The following is a 15,835-nucleotide window of genomic DNA, read 5'->3' as shown; positions in this document are numbered from 1 at the left end:
ATTGTAAAATGATAACTATTAACTAAAGGGATTATTGAAACTGAGGATTAGTTATTATATTTGTGTTCTAATCTTTTATATAAAATAATTATGAAAAAAATTTACTTTTTATTACTTTGTTTAATAAGTGTTACAACTTATGGACAAAACTTAGCTGCTAACGGTGGTTTTGAAAACTGGACAGCTGGTGTACCAGATTCTTGGACTACAGTTGATTTTAGCACAGATGACCTTAGTGAAAATACAACTTTTACTACTGAAGGTAGTAGTTCTGCAAGTGTAAATCTTTTAACTACTGAGCAAGCAAATACTGACATAAAACAAACAGTAGCTTTAACAGGTGGTGTTACTTACACTATGAGCTTAGATGTTTATGCGACTAATAATGAATCTAGAGCTAGAATATTTAATGGAGATGGTTATACACCTTCTGTTTATTCTGATGAAACTATATTAAATGAATGGCAAACTATTTCTTTTGAATACACGCCAGCAGCTGATGAAGATTTTGATTTCGGTATTCGTTTTTACGACTTAAGTTCAAACTGGGTATCAGGAACTCAATTCTACATTGATAATGCACAAATTATTGAAGCTACAACTCCAAGCGTTGTAATAACTAGCCCAAGTGATTATACTACTTTTGATTCTGGTACAACTTCTGTAGATGTAGAATTTTCAACAGGTAACTTAGTAGGCGGAGAGTCAGTAACTATTACTGTAAACGGAACTGAGACAACTAATGCATCTAGCCCTTTTACAGTAACAACTACAGATGGTGAATCTTACACTGTTACTGCAGATTTAATAGATGGTACTGGTACAATTAGCACAAGTACAATAACTTTTAGTGTTTCTAACCCTACAACAACAACACAAGTTGCTAACATCACAGAATTAAGAGCAGGAAATACTGGCGAAGAATACATATACGAATTAACTGGTGAAGCTATCATCTCTTATATTGTAACTAACTCTACAAGAAACCAAAAATACATTCAAGATGATGGTGCAGGAATCTTAATTGATGATGCTGATGGAATTATCACAACTGCTTTTGCAATTGGTGATGGTATGACAGGTATTACTGGAACACTTAATGAATATACTGGCGTTTTACAATTTATACCAACTCAAAATGTAGCTTCTGCATCTTCAACAGGAAATACAGTTACACCAATCGTTGTTAGTGCTTCTGATTTAATAAACAACGGTGAAGCTTACGAAAGTAGATTGATTACAGTAAACAATGTTACTTTTTCTGCAACAGGAACTTTTGAAGCTTTTACAAACTATGATTTAGTAGACGGAACTGATGTTACAAATGCTAGAACTTCTTTTGACGATGAAGATATAATTGGTGCAGCTATCCCTACATCAGCTTCTAGTGTTACTGGTTTAGGTGCTGAATATTATGGCGAATACCAATTACTAGTAAGATATGCTAGTGATATTGCTGAAGCTTTAAGTGTAAATAACTTTAATGCTAACTCATTTAGCTTATACCCTAACCCAACAAATACAGGTTCTGTTTCAATTTCTTCTACAACAAACGAAGTAATGAACGTACAAGTTTTTGATATCTTAGGTAAGCAAGTTAAAAACCAAACTTTAACTAACAACACATTAAATGTGTCTAACTTAAAATCTGGTGTTTATATTGTAAAAATTACTCAAAACAATACGTCTACAACTAAGAAATTAGTGATTAAGTAAGTATCTTTTTGATATAATTATTATAGACCTGATAGGCTTTAAAAACCTGTCAGGTCTTTTTTTATGTTATTTTTGCAGCATGATATCTAAAGACGCCATTTTTAACATAAAATCTAATGCTGAGTTTGATGCTTTAGCTTTGGAAGTTTTTAAATTTCAGTTTAAAAACAATAGAGTTTATCGCTCCTTTTGCGACTTACTTTACATACATCCTTCTGATGTAAAAACGATTGCTGACATTCCTTTTTTACCTATTCAGTTTTTTAAGTCACGAGACGTTTTGAGTTCTACACAAACTATTGAAAAAACATTCTCTAGCTCAGGAACCACAGGAAGCACAACAAGCAAACATTTAGTGACCGATTTAAAGCTTTATGAAGAAAGTTATTTAAAGGCTTTTAAGCATTTTTATGGAAACATTGAAGACTACGTGGTCTTAGCTTTATTACCGTCTTATTTAGAACGCGATGGCTCATCATTGATTTATATGGTTGATGATTTAATTAACCAATCTAAACAGTCAGAAAGTGGCTTCTATCTTAATAATCTTGAAGAATTAGCAAATACACTAAAAACACTTGAAGCTAAACAGCAAAAAACACTACTTATTGGTGTCTCCTTTGCTTTATTAGACTTGGTTGAAGCCTATCAACTTAAATTAAAGCATACCATAGTTATGGAAACTGGTGGTATGAAAGGCAGACGTAAAGAAATTATACGTCAAGAATTACATCAAATTTTACAAACAGGTTTTGGCGTAAAACAGATTCATAGTGAATATGGTATGACCGAATTATTGAGTCAGGCGTATTCTAAAGGACATGGTGTTTTTGAATGTCCGCCATGGATGAAAATCTTAACACGCGATACCGAAGATGCCTTAACAATACAAGCTCCAAATAAAACGGGTGGCATTAATGTTATTGATTTGGCCAATATAAATTCCTGTTCATTTATTGCTACCCAAGATTTAGGTAAAGTTAATACTAACGGGGAGTTTGAAGTGATTGGAAGATTCGACAATTCCGATATTAGAGGTTGTAATTTAATGGCCTTGTAAGGAACTTTATTTTAATACGACTTAACAATTGCTATGAAAAAGGAAGATTTTCATTAGTTGATTGATTGGTTAGAAGTGCTCAAACACAGTTTGGGCACTTTTTTTATGCCGAAAAAATAAAAAGACCTGTTAAGTTTTTAAAACTTAACAGGTCCAAATCTATTTTTAATAGAGTAAGTTAAACCACTTTTAAAATAAAATTGGTTTTCTTTCCTCTACTTATAATAATATACTTATCATGTATTAAGTCTTCAGAAGACAATATATAATCCTCTTTCACTTTTACTTTATTTACGGCAACAGCATTTTCCTTTAACGCTCTACGTGCATCGCCATTAGAATTTAAAAAATTTGTTTTAGCCGCTAAAGCAGCAATCATATCAACACCTTCGTTAAATTCAGCTTCAGAAATTTCAGCATCTTTTACTCCTTCAAAAACATCTAAGAATAAAGATTCTGGCAACTGCTTAATTTCATTTTTAAAGTCTTTGCTAAACAATATAGCAGAGGCTTTTACAGCATTATCATAATCCTCCTTACTATGTACAAATACCGTAATCTCTTCAGCTAAACGTTTTTGTAACAAACGCAAATGTGGTGTTTCTTTGTGTTCTGCAATTATAGATTCAATCGTTTCCTGATCTAAAAAAGTAAAAATCTTAATATATTTCTCAGCATCTTCATCACTAGAATTTAACCAAAATTGGTAGAATTTATAAACCGAAGTTTTATCTGCATCTAACCAAATATTTCCACCTTCAGATTTTCCAAATTTAGAACCGTCTGCTTTGGTGATTAAAGGACAAGTCATTGCATAAGCTTTTGCTTGATCTTCACCATCGTGCATACGTCTTACCAATTCGGTACCAGTAGTAATGTTTCCCCATTGATCACTTCCTCCCATTTGCAATTTGCAATCCATGGTTTTGTACAAATGATGAAAATCGTAACCTTGAATCAATTGGTATGTAAATTCCGTAAAAGACATTCCAACACTCCCTTCTTCACCAGAAAAACGTTTTTTTACAGAATCTTTAGCCATCATATAATTTACAGTGATACGTTTACCAACATCTCTTGCAAAATCGATAAAGCTGAAATCTTTCATCCAATCATAGTTATTCACTAAAACCGGCGCATTTTTATCCGCTGAATTAAAATCTAAAAAGCGTGATAATACACTTTTTATACCTGCAACATTATGTGCTAGAGCGACTTCATCTAACAAATTACGCTCATCACTTTTTCCTGATGGATCACCAATCATTCCGGTAGCACCACCAACTAAAGCAACAGGTTTATGACCTGCTTTTTTTAAGTGAACCAATAAAATTATAGGCACTAAACTACCAATGTGCAACGAGTCTGATGTAGGATCAAAACCAATATAGGCTGTAGTCATCTCCTTATCTAATTGCTCTTCTGTTCCAGGCATGATATCATGTACCATTCCTCGCCATCGTAATTCTTCTACAAATGTATTTGCCATTGTATTTTTAGTTTCAAATTTGATTTGCACAAAGATATGTTTCCCTTGCTAAACACAAAAGACAATTTTAACCAATTTATTACGGTTAAAAATTATTTAGATAGAAATTCACAAAACTATAATCTAGTTATAAATTAGGCTTAAAAAACGTAACTTCGCTTTATGATTTTAGTCACAGGAGGCACAGGTTTGGTTGGTTCGCATTTGCTCTTTCAACTTTTAAAAAGCAACGAACCTATTAGAGCAATATACCGTAGTAAAAAAACATTAGCACGCGTAAAGCATGTGTTTTCTTATTTTTCAGATGATGCTGATACCCTTTTTAACAGTATTGAATGGGTAGAAGCTGATCTTAATAATATACCTCAACTACAACACGCTTTTAAAGGCATTACACATGTCTATCATTGTGCTGCTATGGTATCTTTTGAACCTGATAAGTTTAGACTAATTCGAAAAATAAACATAAAAGGTACTGCAAACATTGTTAACTTATCCATTAGTCATCAAGTTAAAAAATTATGCTACGTCAGTTCTATTTCTGCTATTGGGCACCATATTGACCCAGAAAAATTAATAGACGAGCGTACGGAATGGAATCAAGAAGACGACAATAGTGTATATGCGATTACAAAATTTGGTGCCGAACTTGAAGTTTGGCGTGGTACACAAGAAGGTCTAGATGCTGTTATCGTAAATCCAGGTGTGATTTTAGGTGCTGGCTTTTGGAATGGTGCCAACAGCGGCAGCATATTCAAACGTATTTATAATGGATTTCCATACTATACTAAAGGTGCCACAGGCTATGTTGATGTTTGGGATGTTGTAAGTGTGATGCAACAACTTATGAACAGTACCATTAAAAACGAGAGTTATATTTTAGTTTCTGAAAATCTAAATTTTAAAACTTTCCTCACCCAAACTGCTGAGGCCTTACATGTGAAACCACCATCTAAAGAGGCAAAACCATGGTTATTGGCTGTATTTTGGAGGTTAGATAGGCTACAGAATATTTTTTTAAGAAAGCGCAGACGTTTATCTAAACAAGCTTCAAAAACAGCAATTAGTGTCACTAAATACGATGCTTCAAAGTTAAAAAACACCTTAAATTTTAAATTTAAACCGATACGTAAATCTATTAACGAAGTGAGTCAGCTATTTCTAAACGACCTCTAGGTGTAGGTCGTTTACTAGAACCAACAGTATCCAATCTTTTTTTAGTCTTAATCTTATCTTTCGTCTTTATTCTTAAGTTTCTAATTGAATCCTGACGTTTTTTGATAGAATCACTATTTTTTTCTTTTATAAGATCAAACTCCTTTTTATTTTCTTGTAACCTAGCTTTTACGGTTTCTACAATCTCATTGTAAGTTTCAGAATCAAAAGTATAATAAGCATTACTATCTGCAAATTGGATGCTATCAATATTATATTTATCTAAGATGTAATTTTCTGGATCAAAACCATTAGTTTCTAAGGTTTTTCTATTGACACCTTTGGCGGCATTAATGAGATATAAATCATACAAAAGATCAGACATCTGAGCTTTAGAAATTAAGTTATCTGGTTTTTTAGGTCGGTTAGGACCATGACAAGCCAAAACCAAAAAACACAACACCAATATAACACTTATATGCTTTAACATCTTATCTATTAAAAGTTAATCGTTCTCCTGCTTTAACGTCTAAAACTTTAAAATTCTTATACGCTAAACGACCATTAACAAAAGTATGGGTAATTCTACTTTTAAACGTACTGCCTTCAAAAGGTGACCATCCACATTTATAAAGGATATTACTTTTATTAACTGTCCAAGGACTTTGCGGATTTATAATCACCAAATCTGCAAAATAACCTTCTTTTATATAGCCTCGTTTTTCAACATTAAATAATATAGCAGGATTATGACACGCCTTTTCCACAATCTTCTCAACTGAAATCTTACCTTGATGATGCGCTTCCATTAAAGCCATCAACGCATGTTGTACTAAAGGGCCTCCAGAAGGTGCTTTAGTATAAGGATTGTTTTTCTCTTCAAGAGTATGCGGTGCATGATCGGTTGCAATAACATCTATTTTGTCATCTAATAAAGCTTTCCAGAGTTTCGCTCTATCATCTGCTGTTTTTACAGCTGGATTCCATTTAATATGACTTCCTTTTTTGGCATAGTCTTCATCAGAAAACCATAAGTGATGCACACATACCTCAGCTGTTATTTTCTTATCCTTTAAAGGCAATTTATTTGAAAACAGACTGGTTTCTTTTCCTGTTGAAACATGAAACACATGTAATCTTGCGCCGGTTTTCTTTGCTAATTCTATAGCTTTAGATGACGACAAGTAGCAAGCCTCAGCACTTCTAATAATAGGATGCTTTTCCATAGGAATATCATCACCATATTCTGCTTTATACTTTTCTAGGTTTTCTTTTATAGTTGCTTCATCTTCACAATGTACTGAAATAACCATATCAGTACTCGAAAATATTTTCTCAATAACTTCAGGATCATCAACTAACATATTTCCTGTGGAAGAACCTAAAAATAGTTTTAAACCTGCAACGGTTTTAGGGTCAACTTTTAGAATTTCGTCTAAATTATCATTGGTGCCACCAAACATAAACGAGTAATTCGCATAAGATGAATTAGCAGCAATCGCAAATTTTTCTTCTAACTTTTCTACAGTGGTGGTCTGCGGATTGGTATTAGGCATTTCAATAAACGAGGTAATACCACCAGCCAAAGCAGCTTTAGATTCTGATTCAATATCAGCTTTGTGCGTTAGTCCTGGTTCTCTAAAATGGACTTGATCATCAATCATTCCAGGAAAAACATATCCGCCTTCTGCATCAATAACAAGCATCTCGGCAGATTTTACACTAATAGATAGGTCTATTTTTTTTATAATATTATCTTCGATAAGGATATCACCTTCTACAATTTTTCCTTCGTTGACAATTTTTGCGTTTTTAATGAGAGTATGCTGCTTCATGTTCTTTTACTTGGCAAATAAACTTATAATTTTTAAACTAATAACTCCAAAAATAGCTTCAGAAATAATACTTCCGCTCATTTTAGATTTTCCTTTAGTTCTATCTTTAAATATAACTGGTATTTCTGTAATATTAAAGCCTTTTTTATAAGCTTTAAATTTCATTTCTATTTGAAAGGCGTAACCAACAAATCTTATTTTCTTAAGGTTAATATCTTCTAATACTTTGCGCTTATAGCAAACAAATCCGGCTGTAGAATCCTTTACTTTCATACGTGTTATTAGCCTTACGTAACGAGAAGCTCCGTAAGATAGAATAATACGAGACATTGGCCAATTAACAACCGTAATACCCTTAACATACCTAGAGCCCACTGATAAATCTGCTCCACCCGAAGCACAAGCTTTGTACAACCGAACTAAATCATCTGGATTGTGTGAGAAATCGGCATCCATTTCAAATATATATTGATATGATTTTTTAAGAGCCCACTCAAAACCAGAAATATACGCTGTTCCTAAACCACTTTTCTCTTGGCGTTCAAGTAAAAACAGTTGGTCATTGAATTCTTCTTGTAATTTCTTAACACATTTGGCAGTGTTATCAGGAGAATTATCGTCAACAACAAGCACATGAAATCTCTTTTCCTGAGAAAACACTGCTTTGATGATTGATTCTATGTTCTCAATCTCATTGTAAGTAGGGATAATGACAATTGCGTCAGACATTAATTCACATTTGGAGACCCTATAGAGTCATTTTAGAGTTTCAGCAAAAATAAAGTTTTTAATGGATTAAATGCTTGAATTAACTTTTTTGATAAATATGATTATGCCTTCATTTTAAACTTTATTTGGTATTAGCTCAAATTTCTTTATAATTTAGCCGTATGCGAAATTATATTACACACGAGTGGTTTACGATATTCACAATCATTGGATTATGTGCTATTGTTGCTGCAAAATATATAAATACGCTACGGTTTAATGATTTTATGTATGTCATTGGTAATTCTAAGTACTTAAAAATCTATACAAAGGATCAAAAATTTATAGATCAGTTTGATAGTTTTCTATTTATTAACTTAAGTCTATCACTTAGCATTTTTATATTTTTTGCTTACACCACATTTATAACACCACTTAATTTTGAGCTCGCTTCGTTTTTAAAGCTATTACTTGTTGTTTCTACCGTTATAATTATTAAAACACTTTTAGAACGCCTTATAGGCAGCCTTTTTGAAATGGATAGTTTAATTGATGAATACCTATTTCAAAAAACAACTTTTAAGAATTTTTCTGGTCTGGTTTTCTTAGTTGCCAATTTATTTCTTTTATACACCAATTCTTACACCGATATTATACTTATCACAGCGTTTTCAATGGTTTGTATAATAAACCTTATAGGATTTTTAAGTGCTTTTAAAAGTTATCAAAAGTTAATAATTCCTAATTTTTTCTATTTTTTGTTGTATCTTTGCGCTCTCGAAATCGGGCCTTATGTACTTTTATATAAGGTTATTAGGGAGTATAACGCTTAAAACACCAAAGTTTACTTATGAAAGTAAAAACAATTTTAGTATCACAACCAGAGCCTAAAATAGAAAACTCTCCTTACTTTGATTTGCAAGAGAAGCAAAAAGTCAAAGTGGATTTTAGACCCTTTATTCACGTTGAGGGTGTATCGTCCAAGGATGTTAGACAACAAAAAGTTGACCTCAGTAAATATACAGCTATAATTCTTACCAGTAGAAATTCAGTAGATCACTTTTTTAGAGTTGCAGATGAAATGCGCTTTAAAGTACCAGATTCTATGAAGTATTTCTGCCAATCTGAAGCAGTAGCTTATTACTTACAAAAATATGTCGTTTATAGAAAACGAAAAATTTATGTTGGTAAACGAACCTTTGAAGACTTAATGCCTTCAATAAAAAAATATAAAGACGAATCTTTTTTATTACCAACCACAGATAAAGTAAAACCTATTATTCCTGAAAAATTAGATGCTTTAGGTGTCAAATGGAAACAAGCTACTTTTTACAGAACGGTGATTAGCGATTTATCTGACTTATCAAATGTAACTTATGATATTTTAGTATTCTTTAGTCCATCTGGCATAGAATCTTTATTTCATAATTTCCCAGATTTTAAACAAAATGAAACGCGTATCGCTGTCTTTGGAAACACTACAGTTAAAGCCGTTGAAGAAAAAGGAATGCGTGTCGATATTTCAGCACCTACGCCAGAAACACCTTCTATGACTATGGCATTACAAAAGTATATTGATGCCGTAAACAAAGGAAAATAACACCTTATTTATTATATAAAAAAAAGCGATTCTGAATTCAGAATCGCTTTTTTGATTTATAGAAATTATTATATCTAGAACGAATAACGTTGCGGACCGCCTCGCCTTACTTCTTCAGATGCATACGATTCAAACTTTTTAAAGTTCTCTCTAAAGGCATTAGAAAGTTTAAACGCCATTTTGTAATAGGCTTCATCATTATTCCATGTGGTTCTTGGACTTAATACTTCTGTTGGTACTCCTGGGCAAGTTCTTGGTTGCGCCACGCCAAATACAGAATGAATGTGGTAATCTTCGTAGGTATAATCATGTAAATCGCCATTTAAAGCCGCATTAATCATAGCACGAGTATATTTTAATTTCATTCGTGTACCTACACCGTAAGGACCACCTGTCCAACCTGTATTTACCAACCATACATTAACTCCTGCATCTTTCATTTTTTTACTAAGCATAGCCCCATATTCTGTTGGATGCAATGGCATGAAAGGCGCACCAAAGCACGCTGAAAAACTTGGTACTGGCTCTACAACACCTGCTTCTGTACCGGCCACTTTAGCGGTGTAACCAGAAATAAAGTGGTAAGCTGCTTGACTTGGCGTTAATTTTGAAATTGGAGGTAATACACCAAAAGCATCTGCCGTTAAGAAAAAGATATTTTTAGGGTTTTCGCCAATAGATGGCTGTCTAATATTATCTATATGGTAAATTGGATAACTTACTCGGGTGTTTTGCGTAATAGAAGTATCAGCAAAATCTACCTCACCATTAGCATCCATAATTACATTTTCAAGAATGGCTCCTTTTTTAATAGCAGCAAAAATCTCTGGCTCTTGCTCTTGAGATAAGTTAATCACTTTAGCATAGCATCCGCCTTCAAAATTAAACACCGTGTTTTCTTTTGTCCAACCATGTTCATCATCACCAATTAAACTTCGGTTTGGGTCAGTAGAAAGTGTTGTTTTTCCTGTTCCTGATAAACCAAAGAAAATTGCTGTATCGCCTTCTTTACCAACATTAGCACTACAGTGCATTGGTAACGTATCTTTAAAAACGGGTAATATAAAGTTAAGCGCAGAAAAAATGCCCTTTTTAATTTCACCAGTATATCCTGTACCACCAATTAAAGCTATCTTACGTGTAAAATCTAATATAGCAAAGTTATGCTGACGTGTGCCATCCACATCGGGATCTGCCATAAAACCTGGCGCATTAACAACGGTCCATTCTGGTGAAAACTCTTTTAATTCATCTTCCGTAGGACGCAAAAACATGTTATAAGCAAACATATTGCTCCAAGGATATTCATTAATCACTCTAATATTAAGCTTGTAGTTTTCATCTGCACAAGCATAACTATCACGAACATAAATTTCTTTTTCAGATAAATACTCGACAACTTTATCGTAAAGTTTCTGAAATTTATCGCTTTCGAAAGGAATATTAATATCGCCCCACCAAATTTTGTCTTTGGTTATATCATCCTTTACAATAAATCGATCCATTGGAGAACGCCCAGTAAACTCACCTGTGTTAACCGCCAAAGCACCAGAAGAGGATGTTACACCTTGATCTTTTGAAATGGTTTCAGCATGAAGCGCTTCTGAAGATAGTTGATAATTAATTGTTGCATTTTTAATTCCATATTGATCTAACGAAATCGTTTTCGTTAATTGGGAATGGTTTGCCATAATAATTGTGTTGTTTTAGTCTTACAAAATTATAATTTTATTTTAAAAAGAAGGTAATGAATTGAATTAATCCATTTTACGTTTAATTATACCTAATAGCATCACCACCCAAGCTGAAATAAGTAATAAGCCGCCAAGTGGTGTTAGCATTGCAATAGTTTTAAAATCAAAACTAGATAATGAGTTTGTTGCTAAGCCATATATAGAACCCGAAAAGAAAAGCACACCTATCACGACTAAATAAAATATGACCTTTTTTAGTTTACTATTCAAAAAAGAAGTCCCTCCCAAGATTAATAGAAAAAAGGCATGATAAATTTGATAACGAACGCCCGTTTCAAAGGTTGCAATAGCATCTGCATCAACTAATTTTTGTAATCCATGAGCTGCAAAAGCGCCCAAAATAATGCCTAAAATTCCTAAAATAGCGCCCGTAGTTAATAGTGTTTTATTCATAATAAAATGGGATTCAGTTTCAATTGCCTATAGGATTTCTTACATTCGTGAGATACAAATTTAGTCATAAAACCTAATTATGCGAAACATTTTAATCGTTGGTGCCGGTAAATCTGCATCCTACCTCATAAAGTATTTACTAGACAAATCTCAATCCGAAAAACTTCATATTACCATTGGCGACGTCAATGTTGATAATGCTAAAAAGTTAATTGGGAATCATCCAAATACAAACGTCATACACTTAGATGTATTTAATGCTGACTCTAGAATCCCTGCCATTAAAGCTGCAGATATTGTTATATCTATGCTTCCTGCACGTTTTCATATTGAAGTTGCTAAAGACTGTATTACTTATAAAAAGAATATGGTTACAGCTTCTTATGTGAGTCCTGAAATGCAAGCTTTAGATGAAGATGCTAAAGCCAACAAGCTCATCTTTATGAATGAAATTGGTGTAGACCCAGGTATTGACCATATGAGTGCTATGAACGTTATTGACCGCATTAGAGCCAAGGGTGGAAAAATTATTTTATTCGAATCATTTACAGGTGGATTGGTCGCCCCTGAAAGTGATAATAACCTCTGGAACTATAAATTTACTTGGAATCCAAGAAACGTGGTGGTTGCCGGACAAGGTGGTGCTGCAAAATTTTTACAAGAAGACAAATTCAAATACATCCCCTACAACCGTTTATTTAGACGTACCGAATTTTTAGATGTAGAAGGTTACGGCCGTTTTGAAGGTTATGCCAATAGAGATTCTTTAAAATATCAAGATGTTTATGGTTTAGAGCATGTAAAAACATTATACCGTGGAACTATGAGACGCGTTGGTTTCAGTCGCGCATGGAATGTTTTTGTACAACTAGGAATGACGGATGATAGTTACACCATTGACGACAGTATAAATATGAGCTATCGCGATTTTGTAAATTCGTTCTTACCTTACAGTCCAACGGATTCGGTTGAGCTTAAGTTTAGACACGCCTTAAAAATAGACCAAGATGATATGATTTGGGATAAGTTTTTAGAGCTTGATATCTTTAATTCTGAAAAAATGGTAGGGCTTGATAAAGCAACACCTGCTCAAATTCTTCAGAAAATCTTAATGGATAGTTGGACGCTTAGTGAAGATGATAAAGATATGATTGTGATGTACCATAAATTTGGATACGAACTCAATGGTGAAAAGCATCAAATTGATGCTACTATGGTAACCTTAGGGAAAGACCAGACCTATACCGCGATGTCTAAAACTGTAGGCTTACCCGTTGCCATTGCAACCTTAGCGATATTGAATGGTGAAATAAAAACACCTGGTGTACAAATTCCTATTACAAAAGAGGTCTATGAACCTATCCTAAAAGCAATGGAATCTCATGATGTTATCTTTAAAGAATATGAAATGCCTTATTTAGGTTATAATCCTTTAAATGTATAAATTGAATATATTTATATAATAATCTTTAAAAGCGTTTCGTATTGAAACGCTTTTTTTATCTTTCACTTTCAATTTATTAGCTACACCTATGAAAATTAACGATAACGGTATTTATATCGATGGCATAGATAAAAAAATACTCCGCGCATTAATGGAAGATGCCAGAACACCAATTCTTGAAATTGCTCGTAATGTCGGAATTTCTGGTGCTGCGATTCATCAACGTATAAAAAAGCTTGAAAAATCAGGCCTTTTAGCTGGTTCAAAATTTATGATCAACCCAAAAGCTTTAGGTTATACCACTATGGCTTTTGTTGGTGTATATCTCGATAAAGCTATTAGTAATCCTGAAGCGGTAAAGCAATTACAAAAAATCCCTGAGGTTATTGAATGTCATTACACCACAGGAAACTGGTCGATTTTTATAAAGATTCTTTCAAAAGATAATGAGCATTTAATGCATGTGCTTAATTCTGAAATACAAAGTATAAAAGGGGTTTCTCGTACAGAAACATTCATCTCATTACAGGAACAGATTAATCGTCAGATTAAGATTTAAACAATTCCTGCGAAAGCAGGAATCTCATTTGAGTTAAGTTAGTTTTGTAAACATTTTGGCAAACTGCACTTCTATACCTCCGAAACAAAAAGCATGTTGTTACTTTTTAATATGCAATGTGAAACCTAATATTAAAAAACATCATAAACATAAAAAGACCTCAAAAAATTTTCATTAATCGAAGCCTTTGCCAAGATTAAAAACTTTTTGAGGTCTAAATATATATTAAGGTTTTAAACCATAGAGATTCCTGCTCTCGCAGGAATTAATTAAATTTCATTTAACAACTTAGAAATCTCATCTAACTTAGGGGTTAAAATCACTTCTATTCTTCTGTTTTTAGCTTTACCGTCAGCTGTATCATTCGTTGCAATTGGTGCAAATTCACCACGACCTGCTGCGGTTAAGTTTTCAGGATTAATAGCGGCATTTTCTCTGAGAATATTTACAATTGCTGTGGCACGTTTTGCCGACAGGTCCCAGTTACCACTTAATTGTGCATTTCCTTTATAAGGTACATTATCGGTATGACCTTCAATCAGCACTGAGATTTCAGGATTTTCAGCCAGAACACTGCCTAATTGTTTTACCGCTTGCTTTCCTTGTGCTCCAACATACCAGCTTCCAGATTCAAACAACAACTTATTTTCCATAGAAATATACACTTTTCCATTGCGTTGTTCTACTGTTAAGCCTTTGCCTTCAAAATTAGTTAAGGCCTTAGAAATGGCATCTTTTAATTTATGCATGGCAGCATCTTTACTAGCAATAACATTTTCTAATTCAGCAACACGTTGCGAACGACTTTCTAACTCTTGTTTTAAAGTATTTAAGCGTTCATTTTCTGCTGCTAAAGCTTGTTCTTTTGCTTCTAATTGCGCTAACAATTCTCTGTTTTTCTGTGAGTTTTTAGCAATCGCAGCCGAACTGTTTTCTTCTAAAGCTTGGTAAGAGGCTTTTAAAGTTTCTAAATTAGATTTCGCTGCGGCATAATCTGCTTGAAGTTTATCTCGCTCCGCAACCGCTTGGTCGTAGGATGCTTGTAATTGATTTAAATCATTAGTCAATTTTGTATTATCACTTGATAAGGTTTCTAATTCATCCGATAAACCTCTGTTTTCCTGTTTTAAATCGGCATATTTATCTTCAAGGTCTGTATAGATTTTTTTAGACACACAAGAGGTAAATAATGTAATGGTTAAGGCTAAGATTGAAAGTTTTTTAATCATGTTAATTTATTTTATATACGTTTTAACACCCCTAAAGTCCCCTCAAGGGGACAATCTAAATTGGGAACTTTGAGGGTAAAAATCTCTTTGTTAGTAATTATAAGTCTAGCTCCAATAAAATTGGACAATGGTCACTATGAACCGCTTCTGTTAGTATAACGCTGCGTTTTATTTTTTCTTGTAAAGGTTTGCTCACCATGGCATAATCTAATCGCCAGCCTTTATTATTGGCTCTAGAATTTGCACGGTAACTCCACCATGAATACTCCTGACGCTCAGGGTTTAAATACCTAAAACTATCTATAAATCCACTATCTATAAACGCCCCTAACCACTCGCGTTCTTCAGGTAAAAATCCTGAAACACCTTTCATTTTAGGATTGTGAATATCAATTTCTTCATGACAAATATTATAATCGCCACAAACCACCAAATTTGGTTTTTCTGTTTGAAGTTCGGTTAAGTACTCTTGAATAAGGTTCATATATTCAAACTTATGCGATAATCGAGCATCATTAGTTCCTGAAGGTAAATACATACTCATTACAGAAACACCATCGTAATCTACTCTGATATTTCGACCTTCAAAATCCATAGATTCTATTCCGGTGCCAAATTCAATATGTTTAGGTTCCGTTTTGCATAAAATAGCCACACCACTATAGCCTTTTTTTTGTGCACTAAACCAGTAATTAAATTTATAGCCTGCTTCGGTGAACACCTCTAAATCGAGTTGGTCTTCCATCGCTTTAATTTCTTGCAAACAAATAACATCTGGACCTGTCGCTGTTAACCATTCTATAAAGCCTTTTTTTAAGGCTGCTCTAATACCATTGACGTTATAAGACACTATTTTCATACGCATTTCCCGTGAAAACGGGAATTTCATTTTA

At 33.4% G+C, this 15,835-nt stretch carries 15 protein-coding genes; 7 read left to right on the top strand and 8 right to left on the bottom strand.

The annotated features are described in order from the left end of the window. Positions 1-90 precede the first annotated feature (90 nt). Together HM982_RS10145 and HM982_RS10140 are read left to right on the top strand one after the other, a co-directional pair. The gene (locus HM982_RS10145) at positions 91-1,716 is read left to right on the top strand and encodes a T9SS type A sorting domain-containing protein (protein WP_179353045.1); all 1,626 of its coding nucleotides are present in this window, start codon (positions 91-93) and stop codon (positions 1,714-1,716) included. A gap of 79 nt (positions 1,717-1,795) precedes the next feature. Next, the gene (locus tag HM982_RS10140) at positions 1,796-2,776 is read left to right on the top strand and encodes a LuxE/PaaK family acyltransferase (protein WP_179353044.1); all 981 of its coding nucleotides are present in this window, start codon (positions 1,796-1,798) and stop codon (positions 2,774-2,776) included. A gap of 178 nt (positions 2,777-2,954) precedes the next feature. Here HM982_RS10140 and tyrS read toward each other — a convergent pair whose 3' ends face one another. Beyond that, positions 2,955-4,265, bottom strand: a complete 1,311-nt coding sequence (tyrS, locus tag HM982_RS10135; protein WP_179353043.1) for a tyrosine--tRNA ligase — start codon at positions 4,263-4,265, stop codon at positions 2,955-2,957. A 162-nt stretch (positions 4,266-4,427) separates the two neighbouring features. Between tyrS and HM982_RS10130 the strand changes: the two genes are divergently transcribed. After that, positions 4,428-5,441 (top strand): NAD-dependent epimerase/dehydratase family protein, encoded by a 1,014-nt coding sequence (locus HM982_RS10130; protein WP_179353042.1) that lies wholly within the window; start codon positions 4,428-4,430, stop codon positions 5,439-5,441. Here HM982_RS10130 and HM982_RS10125 read toward each other — a convergent pair. Genes HM982_RS10125 through HM982_RS10115 form a run of 3 tightly spaced genes read right to left on the bottom strand, consistent with a single transcriptional unit; the run spans position 5,404 to position 7,984 of the window. Next, the gene (locus HM982_RS10125; protein WP_179353041.1) at positions 5,404-5,910 is read right to left on the bottom strand and encodes a DUF4296 domain-containing protein; all 507 of its coding nucleotides are present in this window, start codon (positions 5,908-5,910) and stop codon (positions 5,404-5,406) included. The two genes, HM982_RS10130 and HM982_RS10125, sit on opposite strands and share 38 nt — an antisense overlap. A 1-nt stretch (position 5,911) precedes the next feature. After that, positions 5,912-7,255: a dihydroorotase gene (locus HM982_RS10120; RefSeq protein WP_179353040.1), complete on the bottom strand. Its 1,344-nt coding sequence runs from the start codon at positions 7,253-7,255 to the stop codon at positions 5,912-5,914. 6 nt (positions 7,256-7,261) lie between these two features. Continuing rightward, on the bottom strand, positions 7,262-7,984 hold the full coding sequence (locus HM982_RS10115) for a polyprenol monophosphomannose synthase (protein WP_179353039.1): 723 nt from the start codon (positions 7,982-7,984) through the stop codon (positions 7,262-7,264). A gap of 161 nt (positions 7,985-8,145) precedes the next feature. Between HM982_RS10115 and HM982_RS10110 the strand changes: the two genes are divergently transcribed. Next, positions 8,146-8,796: a DUF4271 domain-containing protein gene (locus tag HM982_RS10110; RefSeq protein WP_179353038.1), complete on the top strand. Its 651-nt coding sequence runs from the start codon at positions 8,146-8,148 to the stop codon at positions 8,794-8,796. Between the two features lie 17 nt (positions 8,797-8,813). Further along, positions 8,814-9,563, top strand: a complete 750-nt coding sequence (locus tag HM982_RS10105) for a uroporphyrinogen-III synthase (protein WP_179353037.1) — start codon at positions 8,814-8,816, stop codon at positions 9,561-9,563. 74 nt (positions 9,564-9,637) lie between these two features. On the opposite strand, the gene pckA is transcribed toward HM982_RS10105, so the two are convergent. Next, entirely contained in the window at positions 9,638-11,254 is a 1,617-nt protein-coding gene (gene pckA, locus HM982_RS10100; protein WP_179353036.1) for a phosphoenolpyruvate carboxykinase (ATP), read from the bottom strand. Positions 11,255-11,320: 66 nt separating this feature from the next. Continuing rightward, entirely contained in the window at positions 11,321-11,710 is a 390-nt protein-coding gene (locus HM982_RS10095) for a DUF423 domain-containing protein (RefSeq protein ID WP_179353035.1), read from the bottom strand. A 79-nt stretch (positions 11,711-11,789) separates the two neighbouring features. On the opposite strand from HM982_RS10095, the gene HM982_RS10090 reads away from it, so the two are divergent. Further along, positions 11,790-13,154, top strand: coding sequence for a saccharopine dehydrogenase family protein (locus HM982_RS10090; protein ID WP_179353034.1), 1,365 nt, complete (start codon positions 11,790-11,792; stop codon positions 13,152-13,154). 88 nt (positions 13,155-13,242) lie between these two features. After that, the gene (locus HM982_RS10085) at positions 13,243-13,713 is read left to right on the top strand and encodes an Lrp/AsnC ligand binding domain-containing protein (protein ID WP_179353033.1); all 471 of its coding nucleotides are present in this window, start codon (positions 13,243-13,245) and stop codon (positions 13,711-13,713) included. A gap of 269 nt (positions 13,714-13,982) precedes the next feature. Here the strand turns inward: HM982_RS10085 and HM982_RS10080 are convergent, their stop codons facing one another. Then, positions 13,983-14,942, bottom strand: coding sequence for an OmpA/MotB family protein (locus tag HM982_RS10080; RefSeq protein ID WP_179353032.1), 960 nt, complete (start codon positions 14,940-14,942; stop codon positions 13,983-13,985). A gap of 97 nt (positions 14,943-15,039) precedes the next feature. Beyond that, a complete protein-coding gene (locus tag HM982_RS10075) occupies positions 15,040-15,801 on the bottom strand; it encodes an exodeoxyribonuclease III (RefSeq protein WP_179353119.1) in 762 nt (253 codons plus the stop codon). Between the last annotated feature and the right edge of the window lie 34 nt (positions 15,802-15,835).

This window comes from Winogradskyella vidalii, from assembly GCF_013403955.1.
In the GTDB taxonomy this organism is placed as follows: domain Bacteria; phylum Bacteroidota; class Bacteroidia; order Flavobacteriales; family Flavobacteriaceae; genus Winogradskyella; species Winogradskyella vidalii.
The sequence above is the reverse complement of the archived record's forward strand: the minus strand, read 5'-3'. Positions and strand labels throughout refer to the sequence as shown.